The following is a 20,140-nucleotide window of genomic DNA, read 5'->3' on the forward strand; positions in this document are numbered from 1 at the left end:
TGATGATGACCTTCAGATCCTTGTTCAAACGGTTCTCGCCTTCGGCGGTCTTGCTTGCGGCTGCGTTCATGCTGGCGTCTGCTGCATCTGCACAGACCAGCGTGACTAACACGGCGCGCGTCACACTGCCGACGGACGTCACAACGCCAGCAGGAGCGACTTTCGTTGAGGGGAGCGACACCGATCCTGTTCGCCGGGCAACCCTGACCAAGGCCTTTGCGCCCACGTCAGTCACCATCAATCAACCCAGCACGCTGACATTCACGATCACGAATGGCACGGGTAACCCGGAGCAGGTAGGCATCGCCTTCACTGATACCCTGCCCACGGGTGTGGTTGTGACGGGCGCGACCGTGTCTAACCAATGCGGGGGCACGGTGGTTGCAGCCGCAGGTGCGACCAGCGTCGCGTTCACCGGCGGCACGCTTGCAAGCGGCGTCGCATCATGCGCGGTGTCTGTCCAGGTGATCGCAGCTGCGCCGGGTTCATACGTAAACGCGGCCGGCAACGTCGGATCCTTGTCCGGCAATCTGATCAACTCGGTCAATGCAACGCTGACGGTTACAGCGGCCGACATGGTGGCCACGGCGCCCGTGTTCAGTGGCGGCAGCACCGTGGGCAGCAGCGCCACGGTGAGCTACAGCTGCGTGAACAACGGTCCTGCGGCGGCCACGACGGCCAGCTGCGTGATCGCTGGATTGCCCGCGGGCACCACGCCCGTGTGTACGCCCAGCAGCCCGCAGGCCAGCCTGGCCGTGGGCGGCACGATCAGCTGCACGGCCAGCTTCACCGTGCCAGCCAGCCCGGTGAACGCCACCGTGACGGCTGGTAGCGACCAGAGCGGTGCCAATGCGCGCGATCCCAACCTGGGCAACAACACCGCGACGGGCAGCCTGACGGGCAGCACGCTGACGGTGTCTGGCAGCGTGTTCCGAGACGACGACGGCTCCGGCCTGAGAAACGGCGCCGAGCCTGGCAGCAACGCCGGCAGCGCCAACCTGCGAGCCGTGCTGATCAACACCACGAACAACACCGTGGCCGCGGTGAGCGCGGTGGATGGCACGACGGGAGCCTTCAGCTTCGCGGGCCTGCCGGTGGGCAGCTACGAGATCCTGATCAGCAACGCCGCGGCTGCGCCCGCGGTGGGTTCGAGCAGCACGGGGCTGAGCCCCAGCCTGCCTGCGGGCTTCGTGTTCACGGGCGACAGCGCCAATGGCGCGAGCGTGGTGGCCCCGGCCGACGGTCGGGTGAGCCTGGGCAGCGTGAGCGCCAGCACCACGACGCCGACCATCGGCGTGCAGGCGCGCGCCGACATGGTGGCCACGGCGCCCGTGTTCAGTGGCGGCAGCACCGTGGGCAGCAGCGCCACGGTGAGCTACAGCTGCGTGAACAACGGTCCTGCGGCGGCCACGACGGCCAGCTGCGTGATCGCTGGATTGCCCGCGGGCACCACGCCCGTGTGTACGCCCAGCAGCCCGCAGGCCAGCCTGGCCGTGGGCGGCACGATCAGCTGCACGGCCAGCTTCACCGTGCCAGCCAGCCCGGTGAACGCCACCGTGACGGCTGGTAGCGACCAGAGCGGTGCCAATGCGCGCGATCCCAACCTGGGCAACAACACCGCGACGGGCAGCCTGACGGGCAGCACGCTGACGGTGTCTGGCAGCGTGTTCCGAGACGACGACGGCTCCGGCCTGAGAAACGGCGCCGAGCCTGGCAGCAACGCCGGCAGCGCCAACCTGCGAGCCGTGCTGATCAACACCACGAACAACACCGTGGCCGCGGTGAGCGCGGTGGATGGCACGACGGGAGCCTTCAGCTTCGCGGGCCTGCCGGTGGGCAGCTACGAGATCCTGATCAGCAACGCCGCGGCTGCGCCCGCGGTGGGTTCGAGCAGCACGGGGCTGAGCCCCAGCCTGCCTGCGGGCTTCGTGTTCACGGGCGACAGCGCCAATGGCGCGAGCGTGGTGGCCCCGGCCGACGGTCGGGTGAGCCTGGGCAGCGTGAGCGCCAGCACCACGACGCCGACCATCGGCGTGCAGGCGCGCGCCGACATGGTGGCCACGGCGCCCGTGTTCAGTGGCGGCAGCACCGTGGGCAGCAGCGCCACGGTGAGCTACAGCTGCGTGAACAACGGTCCTGCGGCGGCCACGACGGCCAGCTGCGTGATCGCTGGATTGCCCGCGGGCACCACGCCCGTGTGTACGCCCAGCAGCCCGCAGGCCAGCCTGGCCGTGGGCGGCACGATCAGCTGCACGGCCAGCTTCACCGTGCCAGCCAGCCCGGTGAACGCCACCGTGACGGCTGGTAGCGACCAGAGCGGTGCCAATGCGCGCGATCCCAACCTGGGCAACAACACCGCGACGGGCAGCCTGACGGGCAGCACGCTGACGGTGTCTGGCAGCGTGTTCCGAGACGACGACGGCTCCGGCCTGAGAAACGGCGCCGAGCCTGGCAGCAACGCCGGCAGCGCCAACCTGCGAGCCGTGCTGATCAACACCACGAACAACACCGTGGCCGCGGTGAGCGCGGTGGATGGCACGACGGGAGCCTTCAGCTTCGCGGGCCTGCCGGTGGGCAGCTACGAGATCCTGATCAGCAACGCCGCGGCTGCGCCCGCGGTGGGTTCGAGCAGCACGGGGCTGAGCCCCAGCCTGCCTGCGGGCTTCGTGTTCACGGGCGACAGCGCCAATGGCGCGAGCGTGGTGGCCCCGGCCGACGGTCGGGTGAGCCTGGGCAGCGTGAGCGCCAGCACCACGACGCCGACCATCGGCGTGCAGGCGCGCGCCGACATGGTGGCCACGGCGCCCGTGTTCAGTGGCGGCAGCACCGTGGGCAGCAGCGCCACGGTGAGCTACAGCTGCGTGAACAACGGTCCTGCGGCGGCCACGACGGCCAGCTGCGTGATCGCTGGATTGCCCGCGGGCACCACGCCCGTGTGTACGCCCAGCAGCCCGCAGGCCAGCCTGGCCGTGGGCGGCACGATCAGCTGCACGGCCAGCTTCACCGTGCCAGCCAGCCCGGTGAACGCCACCGTGACGGCTGGTAGCGACCAGAGCGGTGCCAATGCGCGCGATCCCAACCTGGGCAACAACACCGCGACGGGCAGCCTGACGGGCAGCACGCTGACGGTGTCTGGCAGCGTGTTCCGAGACGACGACGGCTCCGGCCTGAGAAACGGCGCCGAGCCTGGCAGCAACGCCGGCAGCGCCAACCTGCGAGCCGTGCTGATCAACACCACGAACAACACCGTGGCCGCGGTGAGCGCGGTGGATGGCACGACGGGAGCCTTCAGCTTCGCGGGCCTGCCGGTGGGCAGCTACGAGATCCTGATCAGCAACGCCGCGGCTGCGCCCGCGGTGGGTTCGAGCAGCACGGGGCTGAGCCCCAGCCTGCCTGCGGGCTTCGTGTTCACGGGCGACAGCGCCAATGGCGCGAGCGTGGTGGCCCCGGCCGACGGTCGGGTGAGCCTGGGCAGCGTGAGCGCCAGCACCACGACGCCGACCATCGGCGTGCAGGCGCGCGCCGACATGGTGGCCACGGCGCCCGTGTTCAGTGGCGGCAGCACCGTGGGCAGCAGCGCCACGGTGAGCTACAGCTGCGTGAACAACGGTCCTGCGGCGGCCACGACGGCCAGCTGCGTGATCGCTGGATTGCCCGCGGGCACCACGCCCGTGTGTACGCCCAGCAGCCCGCAGGCCAGCCTGGCCGTGGGCGGCACGATCAGCTGCACGGCCAGCTTCACCGTGCCAGCCAGCCCGGTGAACGCCACCGTGACGGCTGGTAGCGACCAGAGCGGTGCCAATGCGCGCGATCCCAACCTGGGCAACAACACCGCGACGGGCAGCCTGACGGGCAGCACGCTGACGGTGTCTGGCAGCGTGTTCCGAGACGACGACGGCTCCGGCCTGAGAAACGGCGCCGAGCCTGGCAGCAACGCCGGCAGCGCCAACCTGCGAGCCGTGCTGATCAACACCACGAACAACACCGTGGCCGCGGTGAGCGCGGTGGATGGCACGACGGGAGCCTTCAGCTTCGCGGGCCTGCCGGTGGGCAGCTACGAGATCCTGATCAGCAACGCCGCGGCTGCGCCCGCGGTGGGTTCGAGCAGCACGGGGCTGAGCCCCAGCCTGCCTGCGGGCTTCGTGTTCACGGGCGACAGCGCCAATGGCGCGAGCGTGGTGGCCCCGGCCGACGGTCGGGTGAGCCTGGGCAGCGTGAGCGCCAGCACCACGACGCCGACCATCGGCGTGCAGGCGCGCGCCGACATGGTGGCCACGGCGCCCGTGTTCAGTGGCGGCAGCACCGTGGGCAGCAGCGCCACGGTGAGCTACAGCTGCGTGAACAACGGTCCTGCGGCGGCCACGACGGCCAGCTGCGTGATCGCTGGATTGCCCGCGGGCACCACGCCCGTGTGTACGCCCAGCAGCCCGCAGGCCAGCCTGGCCGTGGGCGGCACGATCAGCTGCACGGCCAGCTTCACCGTGCCAGCCAGCCCGGTGAACGCCACCGTGACGGCTGGTAGCGACCAGAGCGGTGCCAATGCGCGCGATCCCAACCTGGGCAACAACACCGCGACGGGCAGCCTGACGGGCAGCACGCTGACGGTGTCTGGCAGCGTGTTCCGAGACGACGACGGCTCCGGCCTGAGAAACGGCGCCGAGCCTGGCAGCAACGCCGGCAGCGCCAACCTGCGAGCCGTGCTGATCAACACCACGAACAACACCGTGGCCGCGGTGAGCGCGGTGGATGGCACGACGGGAGCCTTCAGCTTCGCGGGCCTGCCGGTGGGCAGCTACGAGATCCTGATCAGCAACGCCGCGGCTGCGCCCGCGGTGGGTTCGAGCAGCACGGGGCTGAGCCCCAGCCTGCCTGCGGGCTTCGTGTTCACGGGCGACAGCGCCAATGGCGCGAGCGTGGTGGCCCCGGCCGACGGTCGGGTGAGCCTGGGCAGCGTGAGCGCCAGCACCACGACGCCGACCATCGGCGTGCAGGCGCGCGCCGACATGGTGGCCACGGCGCCCGTGTTCAGTGGCGGCAGCACCGTGGGCAGCAGCGCCACGGTGAGCTACAGCTGCGTGAACAACGGTCCTGCGGCGGCCACGACGGCCAGCTGCGTGATCGCTGGATTGCCCGCGGGCACCACGCCCGTGTGTACGCCCAGCAGCCCGCAGGCCAGCCTGGCCGTGGGCGGCACGATCAGCTGCACGGCCAGCTTCACCGTGCCAGCCAGCCCGGTGAACGCCACCGTGACGGCTGGTAGCGACCAGAGCGGTGCCAATGCGCGCGATCCCAACCTGGGCAACAACACCGCGACGGGCACTCTCACACCGGTAGTCGCTCCTGATTTGACGGTGAGAATTTCAGGAGTGCCCGCGGAATCCCTGCCGGGGTCGACCGTGTCCGGCACAGTGACGTGCACGAACAGCGCGCCAACTGGCAGCGGATCTGCAGACGCCGTCACTTGCACGGTGGCGTCTTCGACGCCTGGTGTGGTTGTCACCGTGGGCGCGTGCACACCGCCCGCGGGTACGTCGCTCGTGCCGGGCGCCAGCATCACCTGCGCGTTTACCTATCGCCAACCCAATTCCGGCTCTGTGACCCTGGTAGGGACGACCACGACAACGACCCCCGAGTCAAATCCGAACAACAACAGCACGACAGTCAGTGTGGGCACGACCGCAACGACGGGCCTTGCATCGGGTGTGGTGTATTCCTCGCTGCTGCGCACCCCCGTCGCTGGAGCGACTGTGACGTTGCAAGGCCCACCGGGTTTTGATCCCGCCCGTCATCTGCTTGGCGGGGCCACCGCAGTCACTCAGGTCACGCAGACAGGCGGCGCTTCAGTGCCCGGTGGATATTCGTTCACCCTGTTGAACGCCGGCTTGTCGGGTGGCGCCCCCGCTGGTACGTACACCATCGTGTTGCAGGCGCCTGCCGGCTTCCGTGCGCCGGCCACGCAGGGCGGCGTGATCCCGGCATGCCCGACGCTGACCGTTGCAGGCAGCGCAGGCAGTGCGTTGCCTGTGCAGCCGCAGACGGGCGCACCCGCTTCGGGGGTGAGTGGCGGTGTCTGTGCCACCACGGGCCAGGCCGGTACGCAGTACTACCTAAGCTTCACGATTTCGGCTACGAGCGGCAACGTCACCAACAACCATATCCCGCTTGACCCGCTGCTGGCGGCGCCGATCTTTGTCGAGAAGCAGGCTGGCGCTGGTGAGGCTGAGCTGGGACAGGTGGTGCCGTACACCATCCGTGTGCGCAGTCCCGGGGGCATCAACACGGACGTCACGGTCACCGACCGCATGCCGCGTGGCTTCATCTACGTACCCGGCTCGCTGACTGTGGATGGGCAACGCCAGGCTGATCCTGCCGGCGCGCCCGGCCCGGTGCTCTCGATTCCGCTGGGTTCATTCAGTGGGGATCGCACAATCACCTATCGCCTGCGCGTAGGTGTGGGTGCGGCCGAAGGTGATGGCGTGAACCGCGCCCGCGCGGCCTCGGCTGGCGGCGCGCAGTCCAATGAGGCGATCGCCCGTGTTCGCGTGAAGCGCGGTGTGTTCACGACCGATGCCTGCGTGGTGGGTAAGGTGTTCGTGGATTGCAATGGCAACTCCATCCAGGACCGCGAGGAAGTCGGCATTCCGGGCGTGAAGCTGCTGTTCACCGACGGCACCTATGTCGTGACCGACAGCGAAGGCAAGTACAGCTACTGCGGCTTGCCGCCGCGCACGCACGGTCTGAAGGTGGATCCGTTGACGTTGCCGCGCGGCGCGTACCTGACCACGAGCAGCAACCGCAATGCCCTTGATCCCAACTCGCTGTTCATCGATCTGAAGGCGGGTGAGCTGCATCGAGCCGATTTCATCGAAGGTACCTGTTCCCAGGACGTCATGAACCAGGTCAAGGCACGCCGATCCCAAGGCGAACCCGGCGCAGCCAGCCGTGAAGGCAAGAGCGACGGAAACCTGCGCTTCCGAAGTCGGGACCCAGCGGTGGAGGGTACACAACCCGTGCCTGCCCAGCGTGAGCCCCAACCGCGTCGCCAAGGAGGCCAGCAATGAGCCGCGACCTCCTCAACCCGCGCAAGACCATGAGCCAGTCTGTGATGCCGAATACCTGCCGCGAGCTGCCTAAGCGCACCGTGCTAGCCACGTCGATCGCGGCGCTGCTTGCGATCGGATCATTCGGCTCCGCGGCCTCTGCCTGGGCGCAGGCCGAGACCGTTGCTGCGAAGTCCGAGAAGCCGGAACTCTCGCGCAACGAGCCGCCAGCCTCCGGGTTCGTGCCGGTCATTCGTGAAGGCGAAGGTCTGACCCCCGCCAACTCCAACCTGCCGCGCATGGCCCCCGGCCGCAGCGACCGGATCATCGAGCTGACCACTGCGCGAAATGACATTCCCGCAGATGGCCAGACTCGGGTGCGCTTGCGCGTGCGCGTGCTTGATCCGAAGGATCAAGTTGTCAAGGAAGACGCGATTGCGACGGTGAACTTCTCCGCGGGGCGCCTGCAGCTGCTCGATCGCCCCCTGGACGAGACCACCCCCTATCGCGGTGACCGCAGCGGTGTGGTGCCGGGCGTCCAGGTTGCGCTCAAGGACGGCGTGGCGGAGTTCGACTTGATCGCCCCGAGCGAGGCGCGCGACGTCGAAGTGCGCGTACTGGCCTACGGCAACGAGGTGATTGGCACCCTGCGCTTTGTGCCGGACAAGCGCGAGCTGGTCGGCATCGGGGTGATCGAAGGACTGATCGCGCTCAACAAGAACCGCACCGATGGCGTGCGCGACGACGGCGTCGAAAAGGATCTGCGCAACATCCAGCGCGAGTTCGCCAATGGCCGCGGTTCTGCAGGATTGTCTGCGCGCATGTTCTTCAAGGGGCTGGTCAAGGGCGACTATCTGCTGACCCTGGGCTACGACAGCGACAAGGACAGCCGCAGCCGGCTGTTCCGCGACATTCAGCCCGAGGAGTACTACCCCGTCTATGGCGACTCCTCGCTCAAGGGCTTCGACGCCCGGACTGCAGCGCGACTGTATGTGCGTGTGGACAAGGATCGTTCGTACGTGCTGTACGGCGACATCCAGACTGCCGCGCAGTTCGAATCCATGGCGCTGGCCAACTACCAGCGTTCGCTCACCGGCTTCAAGTGGCATGGCGAGAACGAGCGCTTCAGCGCCAATGTCTTCGCCGCGCGCGACAACGTCCGCCAAGTGGTGGAAGAGCAGCCTGCACGCGGCATCTCCGGCCCGTACTTCGTCAGCAACCTGACCGGCATCCGTAACTCGGAGCGCGTTGAGCTCGTGACCCGGGACCGCAACCAGCCTGCCGTGATCCTGCAGGTGCAGGCGCAGGCCCGCTTTGTGGACTACACCTTTGAGCCCTTCTCCGGCCAGGTGATCTTCAAGGGCCCGGTGCCGACGCTGGATTCGAACCTGAACCCGATCTCCGTACGCATCACCTATGAGGTGGAGCAGGGCGGCGAGAAGTTCTGGGTGGCAGGCGCAGACGGCCAGTTCAAGCTGAGCAAGGACGTGGCCGTGGGTGGCTCGATCGCGCGCGACGAGAACCCGCTGGCCAGGTACACCCTGGGCGGCCTGAACGCCACTGCCAAGCTCGGTGCCAACACCGTGCTGCTGGCCGAGATTGCCCGTTCCGATGGCCGTGGCGCCAGCCAGACCGTGGCGCCCTCGCTGCCGGTTACCGCCAACAGCGGCAATGCTGCGCGCATCGAGCTGCGTGCTGCGGGCGAGGCGGGCAGTCTGCGTGCCTACGCCGCACGTGCGGAGGAAGGCTTCTACAACCCGTCGTCTTCGCTGGCTGCCGGGCGGACCGAAGCGGCCGTACGCGGTGAGCTCAAGCTCAGCAACGACCTGAAGGGCTTCACAGAGGCCGTACGCACGCAGGACGACGTGAACGGCGCCAAGCGCACCGGTGTCACTGCGGGCGTGAGCCTGCAGATGAGCAAGGCGTTCACGGTGGACGTGTTCGGCCGGACAAGCCGCGATCAAGGTGCTGCCGTGACCTCGACCGTGACCGACTCCAATCTGGGCACCTTCAACCCGGGCGCCGGCCAGAACCTCTCGCCGTTTACGCTCAACGCGCAGCAAGGAGTCGCCCCGCGCCTGACGAACGCCACGTCTGTGGGCGTGCGCAGCCGCTACCAGTGGACGGAAAAGTCCGCCGTGTTCGGCGAGGTTGAGAGCGAAGTGGACGGCGCGCGCCGCGACCGCTTCCAGATCGGCGCGGACTACCAGATCTGGGACAGCGTGCGTGTCTACGGCCGCCACGAGTGGATCACCAGCACCTCTGGGCTGTACGACGCAGCCACCGCGAGTAACCCGGGCGCCAGCACACGCACCACCACCTTCGGTGTGGCCTCCAGCTACATGCGCAATGGCGATGTGTACAGCGAATACCGAATCCGCGATTCCATCTCCGGCTATGAGTCTCAGGCCGCTGCCGGCATCCGAAACACGTGGCCGCTGCGCGAGGGCGTGGCCATGCTCACCAGCCTGGAGCGCGTGAAGTCGATCGACTTCCGGCCGGCCAATGGCTCAAGCGGCTTCCCCTCGGGCAACCCGACGGATGCAATTGCCGGCGCACTGGGCGTGGAGCTGACCTACAGTCCGGACTGGAAGGCCTCCGGCAAGATCGAGGCGCGGCAGGACACGCAGAACACGCAGCTGCTTTCCACCCTCGCTGGTGCCATGAAGCTGGACCGTAACTTCACGGGCCTGGCGCGCAACTACTACAACCGCACCTTCAGCCGCACGGGCCAGGGCGCGCGCACCGAGAACCGCTTCCAGCTCGGCGTGGCCTGGCGCGACGTGGACACCAACGTGTGGTCCGCTCTGGGCCGCTACGAGTACCGATACGCTGAAGGCAAGGCCTGCGACGTCAACGGCTTCTGCACGGGTGATCTGATCCGCGCCAGCATCATCGCCGGCACCGTGAACTACCACCCCAGCCGGCCGTGGTGGATCAGCGGTCAGGCGGCCTATCGCTACGACCACGCCAAGATCGACGGCTCCAACAGCATCTACATGCTGGGCGGCCGCGTGATCTATGACATCACCGAGCGCTGGGACGTCTCTGCCGCCGGCTTCATGCTGGCATCGCCCAATGGCGGCGGCCGCCAGTACGCCAGCGGTCTGGAGGGCGGCTACCTGCTCGGCCAGAACCTCTGGCTGTCGGTCGGCTTCAACTGGCGCGGCTTCAGCAATGACCTCGGCGTGGACGACTACACCAACCGCGGCGTCTACATCCGCTTGCGCACCAAGTTCGACGAAAGCCTGTTCGGCATCAACCGTGACGACAAGACCCGCACGCCGGACGCGCCTCGGGTCGGTCCTTGATCTCTGCACTTGAGCACCGATACCGCACTGCACCGCACACTGGACATTCACCATGCACTCGCTGAATCCCCTCCGAATCATGACGCCTCGCCTTGCCATGCTGGCCGCCGCGCTGCTCGCCGCTGGCTGCGCCACGCAGAACACCTCGCCCGCCGGCAGCAACCTGGCTTCGCAAAACGCGCGCGTGAATGACACGACCATCAAGGCCGACCAGGACAGCTTCAACCGCCTGCGCAAGCGCCATGAAGATCTGGCCAACGTCGGCAACCCTGTCAGCAGCTACGGCATGGCCAAGGCCATGTGCTGGCAGGACGTTGCCTTCCACGAATACACCCGCAATGACCGCTCCGCCTTCCCGGAGCTTGCGCTCAAGGAAAGCAGCAAGCTCATGGACCTGATCGCCGCCAAGCAGACCATTCCGCAGGACACCCCGCTGCTCAACGGCGCCAAGCGTCTGCGTGAAGACCTCTGGCAGCGCGCCGCCAAGCTCAAGGGCGACGCCGGCTACAGCTGCGTGGCCGACCGCGTGGGCTGCGCCGAAGTGCGCCTGTCCCATGCCGGGCACGAGTATGTGCAGGGCGCGGGCTTCCGCGAGGAAGGCAGCTGGCGCTACGCCACGCCCTACATCGCCATTGCCGAGAATCTGCTGACCAGCGCTGAGCGCGATGTGGTGGCCTGCCGCGGTGCCGTAGCCGCGGCCCCGGTCGTGGCTGCGGCCGCGCCGGTTGCGCCTGCTGCGGGTGTCGTGCCTGCGCCGGTCATGGTCAAGCGCGAGATGGTCGAGGTGCCGGTGGTCGTGCTGTTTGACTACAACCGCTCGGATGCCCGGAACATCCGCCCCTTCTCGCGCGAGTCTCTGGATCGCATGGTCGCCCGCATCAAGAGCGGCGAGCTCAAGCCGGTGCGCATTGAGCTGGTGGGCCACGCCGACCGCCTGAACTCCACCGGCGACCCCAAGTACAACGACAAGCTCTCCGAGCGCCGCATCGAGACCGTCAAGCAGCTGCTCACCGCCGCCGGCGTGACCGCGCCGCAGGTCAGCTCCGTCGCCCGCGGCGACAGCCAGCAGGTGGAGGCCTGCAAGGGCAAGTTCCGCTCCATCCACGAAGAGCGCGAGTGTCTGCTGCCCAACCGCCGCGTGGAAGTGCGCGTGGTGTCGGAAGTGACTGCGCCCGTCGCGCGCTAACGACAAGCCGTGGCGCGCCTGCGCCAGACCGCTTCAGACCAGGGGCTGAATTGCGCCGCTGCACCGCAAGGTCGGCGGCGCGTTTTCTTTTGAGCCTCTGGCGTGAGATGCACGAGGAATTCTGAAGGCCAAAACAGCCCGAGATCCGCATGCGGCAAGCGGAAAGAAGCCAATTTGCTATTTCAACTAAAAGTTGAAAATCGACCTGATGAGGGCTCGTTATTTATCAGTTAATTGAAAACGCTCAGGCGCCGCAGTGCTGCTTGGGGCGGAACCCCCCAGCACGCGGTGAACGCAGCTGCCGTGGCAAGGCCCGCAGCGATCCCCACGGGCCAGAGCGAAGCGCCTTACGCGGCGCGTGCGAGCGCGGTGGCTGGATCGCCGGCGAGCTCAACAGCCGGCGCAAGCGCCACCGCCTCGATCAAGCTGCGGCAGAGCTTTGCGCTGGTGTGCACAGAGTCATCCAGCGAGGGATTCAGCTCCACCAGCTCGAAGCCCGCGCAGCCCGGGCGCTTGGCCAAGCCGCTGAGCGCGGCCAGCACATCCGCCGCAGGGATACCACCGGCTTCCGGCGAACCCACGCCGGGTGCATCGGCCGGGTCGATCGCGTCCAGATCCAGGGTCACGCCCCAGCCGGCAGTGCCGGCACAGACGCGTTCAAGCGCCTCGGCCATGCAGGCGGCGATGCCGCGCTCAAGCACCTCGGGCATGTACATCACGCGCACGCCAAGGCGCTGCAGCAGGGCCTGCTCGCCCGGCTCATAGCTGCGGGCGCCGATCACGACCACCTGTTCCGGTGCCAGCTTGCCGCGCCAGCCGAAGACATCCGTGAGCTGCGCATCGCCATGACCGAGCAGGGCGGCCAGGGGCATGCCGTGCGGCGCGCCGGATTCCGACGTGTCCGGCGTATGGCTGTCCAGATGGGCGTCAATCCAGATCAGGCCCAGCGCACCCTGCGGCTTCAGCGCCTGTGCGATGCCGCTCCAGGTGCCGATGGCGCAGGAATGATCGCCCCCCAGCACGACCGGGAAGCGATCTGCCGCCGTAGCGGCATGGCTGGCATCGGCCAGTTCCGGCGTGAAGCCCTGCACCACGGCGAGCTTGCCCGCCTCCAGCAGCTCATCATGGGCGGTGACGGTGGGGCCCCACTGTGCCGGCTGCCCGGCCGTGCGCAGGCGCGCCACCAAACCCATGGCCCGCAGACGCGCCGGGCCGAACTTGCAGCCCATCTGCTGCGCGCCTTCACCAATCTCGGCGCTGATGAACTCTACCGTCTTCATCACCGTTCAGGCCGCCTTGGGCAGGCCACCCATGTCGTCGAGCAGCTGCAGGAAGCGGTCCACGGCCCATTCCAGCTCGCGCTCGCCAATGACCAGCGGCGGCGACAGGCGCACGGTGTTGCGGTGCGTGTCCTTGGTGATGATGCCGATCTCGGCCAGACCTTCCACGAACTCGTGCGCATCCACCGAGGTGTGCAGCTGCACGCCCACCATCAGGCCGCGGCCGCGGATGTCGGTGATCATCGGATGCTTGGCTGCGGCCAGGCGCTCGCGCAGCAGCTTGCCCAGGCGCTCGGAGCGCTCCACCAGACCTTCTTCCTGCATCACGCGCAGCGCCTCCAGGCCCACGCGCGCCGCCAGCGGGTAGCCGCCGAAGGTGCTGCCGTGGCTGCCCGGCACGAACAGGTCCATCACTTCCGCGGTGGAGACGAAGGCCGACACCGGAAGCAGACCGCCGCCCAGGGTCTTGCCCAGGCAGTAGGCATCGGGCAGCACGCCTTCATGCTCGCAGGCAAAGTTGCGGCCGGTGCGGCCCATGCCGGTCTGGATCTCGTCGGCAATCATCAGCACGCGCTCTTGCGTGCAGAGCTCGCGCAGGGCCTTGAGGAAGCCTGCGGGCGGCACCACCACGCCGCCTTCGCCCTGGATGGGCTCGAACAGTACGGCGGCGGTGTTGGGGGTGAGGGCGGCGCGTACGGCTTCGATATCACCGAAGGGCACGCTCTTGAAGCCCGGGGTCAGCGGGCCGAAGCCGGCCTTGTAGCTGGCGTGGCTGGAGAAGCTAATGACCGTGGTGGTGCGGCCGTGGAAGTTGTTGTCGAAGACGATGATTTCCTGCGCGCCGTCGGCCACGCCCTTGACCTTGTGCGCCCACTTGCGCGCGGCCTTCAGCGCCGTTTCGACGGCTTCGGCGCCGGTGTTCATCGGCAGGGCCTTGGGCAGGCCGGTCACGCGGGTGAGTTCGGCCAGGAAGGGGGCGAGCTGGTCCGAATGCATGGCGCGCGAGGTGATGGCCAGTTTGCGGGCCTGATCCACCAGGGCGCCAACCAGGCGCGGATGGCCGTGGCCGAAGCTCACGGCGGAGTAGGCGGCCATCATGTCCAGATAGCGGCGGCCGGCGGTATCCCAGATGTAGGCGCCTTCGGCGCGCTCGGCCACGATGGGCAGGGGGGCGTAGTTCTGCGCGGCCACCTCGTGGTCCAGCGCGATCAGGGGATGTTGGGCGTCCGTAGACTCGATGTGGGTGCCGAGGCGGGCGTTCATGACTGACTCCAATTAGGCCAGGGACCCGGACGGCCACGCTGGCGGGCCTGCAGCGGCTGAATGGCGATGCAGGCTGGGGGTTGTCCCCATGGATCAGCACTCTATCGAGGCTGATTCATCGAATCCAGCGAAATGTTTACATTCAATTGATCGAAAATTAAGATAGATCGATCGTTTCAACCGTAAACACCCCCAAGGGCTCGCCATGCATCCCGGCACCAAGTACCTAGACACCTTTCTGGCCGCCTACGAGACCGGCAGCTTTGTACGCGCGGCAGAAAAACTCCATGTGACGCAGTCCACGGTGAGCTATCAGATCAAGCAGTTCGAGGCCTGGCTGGGCACGCCCCTGTTCGAGCGCACCGGCCGCCGCGTGCTGCCCAGCGCGCTGGCCGAGCAGCTCTATGCCGTCTGCGGCCGCTTCATGGGTGAACTGAATGCCCTGCGCGCCGGCGTGCAGGGCGGGCAGGCCGCAGCGCGGCCGGTGCTGCGCCTGGCCACCGGGTCGAGTTTCGGGCGCTACGTGCTCACGCCGCTGTTGGCCGGCGAGCGCTACCGGGAAGCGATGCTGGAGCTGCGCTTCGGCACGGATGAAGATGTGTGCGCCGCGGTCGCCAACGGCCAGGCCGACGCCGGCTTTGCCTACACCGTAGGCGCGAGCAATGCGCTCTCCTTCGATCTGGTCTACAGCTACCCGCTGGTGCTGATTGCGCCCTATGAGATGAAGCTCCCGAGGGCCTCAAAGGCGTCCGCCCCCTCGCGTGAGGACTGGAAGACCTGGGTGGAAGCCAGCAGCTTCATCACCTACGACGACTACGAAGAGACCTTCACCCGCTGGTTCGAGACCAACTTCGGCCTCATGCCGCGCCAGCTGCGCACGGCCGGCCACTGCACGGAAATCGAGGAAACCATCGCGCTGGTGGCCGCTGGCCGGGGCCTGTCCGTGGTGCCGCGCCACACGCTCGCCGCCGCCACCCGCGCCAAGACCGTGCGCGAGGTCGCGCTGCCCGGCAGCAAGGACACCATCGACACGGTGTTCTTCGTCAGCCGCACCGAGAGCTGGCACGACCCGGTGCTGGACCGGCTGATCGAGGATGTGCGGGCGGTGTAAGCGTCCGAAATGAATCAATCATTTTCGGACTGAGAATTGAGTAGACATGAAAGCCTGCTTTCCGCGCATCAGACAAGCGGAAAGTAGGTTTTTCGAGTCAAGTATTAAATTATTTTCGGACTAAAATACTGTTACATGTCCATGCTCGTCCGACGCTTGAATGCTGACACCCATAGCTCAGTGCGCTGATTCACACGACCTGCGCGAATCTGTGCTTCCCCTAGGTGAATGAGAGCAGCCTCGATGGCGCGACGGCTCGCGGCCCCAGCTTGCACGCCAGCCTGGTCGGCGATCGATCCAGCCCCACCCCAGAGTGTGTTGGACACCAAGAATTGATCGACCTCGTCGTCAGAATCCAGTAACGCCGTTTCGATCCGGTGTGCAAGTTCAGCTTCCCCGGCTGCGCGCATCGCTTGACCCAAGTCTCGAAGAAGGTCTCGCACGGTCGCCCCTTTGGGGTACTCAGATTTCGAGGTTGTCGATCAGCCGGGTCGCGCCCAGCTTGGCGGCGGCCAGTACCACCAGCGGCTCGCCGGCCGCCAGTTCGTCCGGCGTCGGCGCGCGCAGGTTGCTGCGCTTGCGGATGGCGATGTAGTCAGGCTTCCAGCCGCGGTCCTTCAGCGCGCCGGTGGCGGCGGCTTCGACGGCGGCCAGATCGCGCGCGCCGTCCTTGACCTGCTTTTGCACGGCCTGCAGCTGGGCATAAAGCGCCGGCGCCTCGGCACGCTCGTCGCTGCTCAGGTAGCCGTTGCGCGAGGACAGGGCCAGGCCGTCGTCGGCGCGCACGGTCTCGTGGGCGATGATCTCGATGGGCAGCTGGAACTGCTGGCACATGCGCCGCACGATCATCAGCTGCTGGTAGTCCTTCTTGCCGAACACCGCCACGCGCGGCTGCACGCAGGCGAAGAGCTTGAGCACCACCGTGGTCACGCCGATGAAGAAGCCGGGGCGGAACTCGCCTTCCAGGATGTCGGCCAGATCATGCGGGGGGCTGACGCGGTACTCCTGCGGCTCGGGGTACATCTCCTTTTCGAGCGGCGCGAAGCAGCAGTACACGCCTGCGCCCTGCAGCTTCTCGGCATCGGCCTGCAGGGTGCGCGGGTACTTGTCGAAGTCCTCGTTCGGGCCGAACTGCAGTCGGTTCACAAACACGCTGGCCACCACCGGGTCGCCATGCAGTGCGGCGGAGCGCATGAGCTGCAGGTGGCCTTCGTGCAGGTTGCCCATCGTGGGCACGAAGGCGACCTTGTCGCGCCCGCGCATCTGGTCGCGCAATTCCTGGATGGTGTGAACGAGCTTCATGGGCGGGCGAGAGACTGTTTTTGCCAGCCGCCCGGATGGCCAGGCGATCAGGCGATGTTGAAGAACTCGCGGCGCGAGCGCATTGCGGCAATGCGCTCAAGCAGCAGGTCGAAGTCGCTCTCGCGATCCACCGGGTTCAGCGCCTCGGTGTTGACGATCAGCAAGGGCGCCGCATCATAGTCGTAGAAGGCGCGCGAATAGCTCTCTGCAAGCCGTTCGAGGTACTCCTCTGAAATGCCCTGTTCCATGGCAATGCCGCGGCGCTTGATGCGCTCGAACAGCACGGGTGTGGGGGCCTGCAGCAGGATGACGAGATCGGGCTGCGGCGCCTGGGGCTGCACGTGATCGAAGATGTTGCGATACAGGGCGTACTCGTCGTCCGAGAGCGTCAGGCGCGCAAACAACGGGTCCTTGTCGAGCAGAAAGTCACAGACCACGTGGCGCTCGAAGAAGTCGAACTGCGTCAGGCCGCGCAGCTGCTCCACACGCTGGAACAGGAAGAACAGCTGCGTGGCCAGCGCATGGCGGCTGCCCTCGCGGTAGAACTTCTCCAGGAATGGGTTTTCCTGGGGCGCCTCGAGCAGCAGCTCGCCATTCAGGCGTTCGGCCAGCCGGCGCGCGAAGGAGGTCTTGCCCACGCCGATGGGGCCTTCAACAACGATGTGGCGGTAGCGGTCGAGGCTCATCGATGCAGATCAGGTTCAAAGACTCGAACGGAACATGAAGTAGACGGCGCCCACCATGCACAGCGCCGCCCAGACGTAGTCCAGCTTGAACGGCTCCTTCATGTAGAACACGGCAAAGGGCACGAAGATCGACAGGGTAATCACTTCCTGGATGATCTTCAGCTGTCCGAGCGAGAGCACGGTGTAGCCAATACGGTTGGCCGGCACCTGCAGCAGGTACTCGAACAGCGCAATGCCCCAGCTGATGAGTGCCGCGATCCACCAGGGCCGGTCGTTCAGGTTCTTAAGGTGCGCGTACCAGGCAAAGGTCATGAACACGTTGGACAGCACCAGCAGCCCGACGGTCTGCCCGATTACCGGCCACTGGCTCAGATTGGACGGGTTCATCGCACATGCACCTCCTGCGTGGCCACGGCGGGCAGCAAATCCCTGACCGGACCGCGCCCGGGAATCACGGCGTCGGGCCAGACCTCGGCGAGGGGGCGCAGCACGAAGGCGCGCTCATGCATGCGCGGGTGCGGCACAGTGAGATGGGCGGTGTCGACGCGCTGGCTGCCGTAGAGCAGCAGGTCCAGATCAATCAGCCGCGGTGCGTTGCGCTCCCCGCGGACGCGGCCCAGGCCGTGCTCCACCTCATTGAGCACGGCCAGCACGGCGTGCGGGGGCAGCAGGGTGTCCAGCACCTGCACGGCATTCACGTACCAGGGCGGCGGTGCATCCACGGGGGCGCTGGCGTAGAGGGACGAAAACGCCACCTCTCGCAGATCCGGGTGCCGGGCCAGCAGAGCGCGCGCCGCATTGAGTTGCGCCTCGGAGTCGCCCAGATTGGCACCCAAACCGATGGCAATGCGGACTGGCTGATCAGTCACAGCGCAGGCGGACGGGCGCTCAGTGGGTGGCAGCGTCAGCGGGCGCGGTGCCTGCGCCACCGCTGCTGGAATCGCCACCGGAGCCACCGCCCGGCTTGCGGCGGCGGCGCTTCTTGGCCGGGCCGCCTTCCTTGCGCGCAGGCGCGAGCGAGTCGACCAGACTGTGGCGCACATCGGCGTCGCCCGCTGCGAACTCGGCCCACCAGGTGCCGAGCTCAGCCTCGGCCTCGCCGCTTTCTGCACGCAGCAGGAAGAAGTCGAACGCGGCGCGAAAGCGCGGGTGCTCGGCGAACTTGATGCTCTGCTTGCTGCGGCGCTCAAAGCGCGGCTGCATGTTCCAGATCTCGCGCATGTCGGCCGTGTAGCGGCGCGGAATGGCGAGACTGTCGCACTGCTGATCGAGCACGTCGTTCATGGCCAGATTGAGCGCCGGGTAGGCGTGCTCGCCCTGCGCCTCGTAGGCGCGGGCCTTGACCAGCACCTGATGCCAGAGCAGGGCGGCGAACAGGAAGCTCGGGGTCACCGGGCGGCCGCGGCGCACGCGGTCGTCGGTGTTGGCCAGCGCGGCAAACACAAAGCGCTCGCCCATGGGGTCATCGAGCACCACGTCCAGCAGCGGCAGCAAGCCGGCATGCAGACCCTCGGCGCGCAGGCGCTTGAGTGTGGGCACGGCGTGGCCGGAGAGCAGCAGCTTCTGGATCTCGTCGAACAGGCGCGCCGGGGGTACGTTGAGGATCAGGTCGGACAGCGGGCCGATGGCCTCTGCTGTCTTTTTCTCCAGCGCAAACTGCAGCTTGGCGGCAAAGCGCACGGCGCGCAGCATGCGCACCGGGTCTTCGCGGTAGCGGGTCTCAGGGTCGCCGATCAGGCGCAGGGTCTTGGCCTGCACGTCCTTCAGGCCGCCCACGTAGTCGTGCACGGTCTGGGTCTGCGGGTCGTAGTACAGGGCATTGACGGTGAAGTCGCGCCGGATGGCGTCGGACTCCATGTCGCCGAAGGTGTTGTCGGTCAGTACGCGGCCGTGTTCGTCCTTGGGTGCGGCTTCGTCGCTCGCGCCGCGAAAGGTCGTGACCTCGATGGTCTCGCGGCCCATCATCACATGCACGATGCGAAAGCGCCGGCCGATGATGCGGCTGCGCCGGAACAGACGCTCGGTCTGCTCGGGCGTGGCATCCGTGGCGACGTCAAAGTCCTTGGGCGCAATGCCCAGCAGCAGGTCGCGCACGGCGCCGCCGACCACGAAGGCTTTGAAGCCTGCTTCCTGAAGCACTTGAGTCACGCGCACCGCGTGATGCGAGACGAGATCAGGCTTGATGCCGAGCTCTGCGCTGCTGGAGATCTTGAGCGCGGGCTTGCGGGTGCGGGTTTTGCGGCCGAAGACCTGCTCGACCTTTTCAATGAATTTCTTGATCATCAAACAGCCTGACGATTGTCCATCCCCGCTCACGCGCCACCGCTTCCAGGGCGGGCGACGGGTTCGTCGCCACCGGGTCGGTCACGCGTTCGAGCAGCGGCACATCGTTGATCGAATCGCTGTAGAAGTGGCTGCGCGCAAAGTGTTCCAGCGCCAGCCCCTCTTGGGCGAGCCATTGTTGCACACGGGTGATCTTGCCTTCCTTGAAGCTGGGCGTGCCCACCCAGCGGCCGGTGAAGCCGCGCTCGTAAGCCAGTTCGGGCTCGGTGGCAATCAGCACCTCAAAGCCGAAGGCCCGCGCAATCGGCGCTGTCACGAAGGAGTTGGTCGCCGTGACCAGCGCCAGCCGGTCACCGGCAGCGCGGTGCTGCTCCACCAGCGCGCGGGCCTGGGGCTTGATGGCGGGCAGGATCACGGCCTGCATGTACTCGCCATGCCAGGCGTCCAGCACCTCGCGCGGCTTGCGGGCCAGCAGGCCGATCAGGAAGGCGAGGGACTCGTTCGGGTCCAGCCGGCCGGCGTGGTAATCGGCCATGAGCTTGTCGTTCATGGCGTGCAGGGCGGCCTGCTCGTCGGCGGGGCAGCGTTCGATGAAGAACTGCGTCCAGCGGTAGTCCGAGTCCAGCGGGATCAGGGTGTGGTCGAGGTCGAAGAGGGCGAGGTTCATTCTTGGTCGAT

Annotated in this window: 12 protein-coding genes; 4 read left to right on the forward strand and 8 right to left on the reverse strand. The window is 67.2% G+C overall.

Annotation, left to right across the window (positions count from 1 at the left end; genetic code table 11):
• The first annotated feature begins 5 nt into the window (after window positions 1–5).
• From ACMDW7_RS05205 to ACMDW7_RS05215, 3 genes are all read left to right on the forward strand, one after another.
• Window positions 6–7,061 carry a hypothetical protein gene (locus tag ACMDW7_RS05205; RefSeq protein ID WP_414859620.1) on the forward strand — a complete coding sequence of 2,352 codons (7,056 nt, stop codon included), beginning with the start codon at window positions 6–8 and terminating at the stop codon, window positions 7,059–7,061.
• A complete protein-coding gene (locus tag ACMDW7_RS05210; protein WP_377300470.1) occupies window positions 7,058–10,351 on the forward strand; it encodes a hypothetical protein in 3,294 nt (1,097 codons plus the stop codon). The genes ACMDW7_RS05205 and ACMDW7_RS05210 overlap by 4 nt, the downstream gene beginning before the upstream one ends.
• Before the next feature lie 79 nt (window positions 10,352–10,430).
• A complete protein-coding gene (locus tag ACMDW7_RS05215; protein WP_377300469.1) occupies window positions 10,431–11,537 on the forward strand; it encodes an OmpA family protein in 1,107 nt (368 codons plus the stop codon).
• A 347-nt stretch (window positions 11,538–11,884) separates the two neighbouring features.
• On the opposite strand, the gene ACMDW7_RS05220 is transcribed toward ACMDW7_RS05215, so the two are convergent.
• Window positions 11,885–12,817: an arginase gene (locus ACMDW7_RS05220; RefSeq protein ID WP_377300474.1), complete on the reverse strand. Its 933-nt coding sequence runs from the start codon at window positions 12,815–12,817 to the stop codon at window positions 11,885–11,887.
• A gap of 6 nt (window positions 12,818–12,823) precedes the next feature.
• A complete protein-coding gene (gene rocD / locus ACMDW7_RS05225; protein WP_377300468.1) occupies window positions 12,824–14,080 on the reverse strand; it encodes an ornithine--oxo-acid transaminase in 1,257 nt (418 codons plus the stop codon).
• A 205-nt stretch (window positions 14,081–14,285) separates the two neighbouring features.
• On the opposite strand from rocD, the gene ACMDW7_RS05230 reads away from it, so the two are divergent.
• Window positions 14,286–15,191: a LysR family transcriptional regulator gene (locus ACMDW7_RS05230; RefSeq protein ID WP_377300467.1), complete on the forward strand. Its 906-nt coding sequence runs from the start codon at window positions 14,286–14,288 to the stop codon at window positions 15,189–15,191.
• 462 nt (window positions 15,192–15,653) lie between these two features.
• On the opposite strand, the gene panC is transcribed toward ACMDW7_RS05230, so the two are convergent.
• Genes panC through ACMDW7_RS05260 form a run of 6 tightly spaced genes read right to left on the reverse strand, consistent with a single transcriptional unit; the run spans window position 15,654 to window position 20,129 of the window.
• Window positions 15,654–16,493, reverse strand: coding sequence for a pantoate--beta-alanine ligase (gene panC / locus ACMDW7_RS05235; RefSeq protein ID WP_377300466.1), 840 nt, complete (start codon window positions 16,491–16,493; stop codon window positions 15,654–15,656).
• Between the two features lie 47 nt (window positions 16,494–16,540).
• Window positions 16,541–17,179 carry a deoxynucleoside kinase gene (locus tag ACMDW7_RS05240; RefSeq protein WP_377300465.1) on the reverse strand — a complete coding sequence of 213 codons (639 nt, stop codon included), beginning with the start codon at window positions 17,177–17,179 and terminating at the stop codon, window positions 16,541–16,543.
• A 15-nt stretch (window positions 17,180–17,194) separates the two neighbouring features.
• Window positions 17,195–17,566 carry a DMT family protein gene (locus tag ACMDW7_RS05245; protein WP_377300464.1) on the reverse strand — a complete coding sequence of 124 codons (372 nt, stop codon included), beginning with the start codon at window positions 17,564–17,566 and terminating at the stop codon, window positions 17,195–17,197.
• Window positions 17,563–18,048, reverse strand: a complete 486-nt coding sequence (gene folK, locus ACMDW7_RS05250) for a 2-amino-4-hydroxy-6-hydroxymethyldihydropteridine diphosphokinase (RefSeq protein ID WP_377300463.1) — start codon at window positions 18,046–18,048, stop codon at window positions 17,563–17,565. The genes ACMDW7_RS05245 and folK overlap by 4 nt, the downstream gene beginning before the upstream one ends.
• A gap of 19 nt (window positions 18,049–18,067) precedes the next feature.
• Complete coding sequence (pcnB, locus tag ACMDW7_RS05255; protein WP_377300462.1) at window positions 18,068–19,462, reverse strand: polynucleotide adenylyltransferase PcnB; 1,395 nt, start codon at window positions 19,460–19,462, stop codon at window positions 18,068–18,070.
• A complete protein-coding gene (locus tag ACMDW7_RS05260; protein ID WP_377300461.1) occupies window positions 19,443–20,129 on the reverse strand; it encodes an HAD family hydrolase in 687 nt (228 codons plus the stop codon). The genes pcnB and ACMDW7_RS05260 overlap by 20 nt, the downstream gene beginning before the upstream one ends.
• Window positions 20,130–20,140 lie beyond the last annotated feature (11 nt).

It is taken from the genome of Piscinibacterium candidicorallinum (genome assembly GCF_047549485.1).
In the GTDB taxonomy this organism is placed as follows: Bacteria; Pseudomonadota; Gammaproteobacteria; order Burkholderiales; family Burkholderiaceae_C; genus Piscinibacterium; species Piscinibacterium candidicorallinum.

Excerpts from the sequence above, each read along its gene's own strand:
- ACMDW7_RS05205 (WP_414859620.1), top strand. The coding sequence starts at position 6 with ATGACCTTCAGATCCTTGTTCAAACGGTTCTCGCCTTCGGCGGTCTTG.
- ACMDW7_RS05210 (WP_377300470.1), top strand. The coding sequence starts at position 7,058 with ATGAGCCGCGACCTCCTCAACCCGCGCAAGACCATGAGCCAGTCTGTG.
- ACMDW7_RS05215 (WP_377300469.1), top strand. The coding sequence starts at position 10,431 with ATGACGCCTCGCCTTGCCATGCTGGCCGCCGCGCTGCTCGCCGCTGGC.
- ACMDW7_RS05220 (WP_377300474.1), bottom strand. The coding sequence starts at position 12,817 with ATGAAGACGGTAGAGTTCATCAGCGCCGAGATTGGTGAAGGCGCGCAG.
- rocD (WP_377300468.1), bottom strand. The coding sequence starts at position 14,080 with ATGAACGCCCGCCTCGGCACCCACATCGAGTCTACGGACGCCCAACAT.
- ACMDW7_RS05230 (WP_377300467.1), top strand. The coding sequence starts at position 14,286 with ATGCATCCCGGCACCAAGTACCTAGACACCTTTCTGGCCGCCTACGAG.
- panC (WP_377300466.1), bottom strand. The coding sequence starts at position 16,493 with ATGAAGCTCGTTCACACCATCCAGGAATTGCGCGACCAGATGCGCGGG.
- ACMDW7_RS05240 (WP_377300465.1), bottom strand. The coding sequence starts at position 17,179 with ATGAGCCTCGACCGCTACCGCCACATCGTTGTTGAAGGCCCCATCGGC.
- ACMDW7_RS05245 (WP_377300464.1), bottom strand. The coding sequence starts at position 17,566 with ATGAACCCGTCCAATCTGAGCCAGTGGCCGGTAATCGGGCAGACCGTC.
- pcnB (WP_377300462.1), bottom strand. The coding sequence starts at position 19,462 with ATGATCAAGAAATTCATTGAAAAGGTCGAGCAGGTCTTCGGCCGCAAA.
- ACMDW7_RS05260 (WP_377300461.1), bottom strand. The coding sequence starts at position 20,129 with ATGAACCTCGCCCTCTTCGACCTCGACCACACCCTGATCCCGCTGGAC.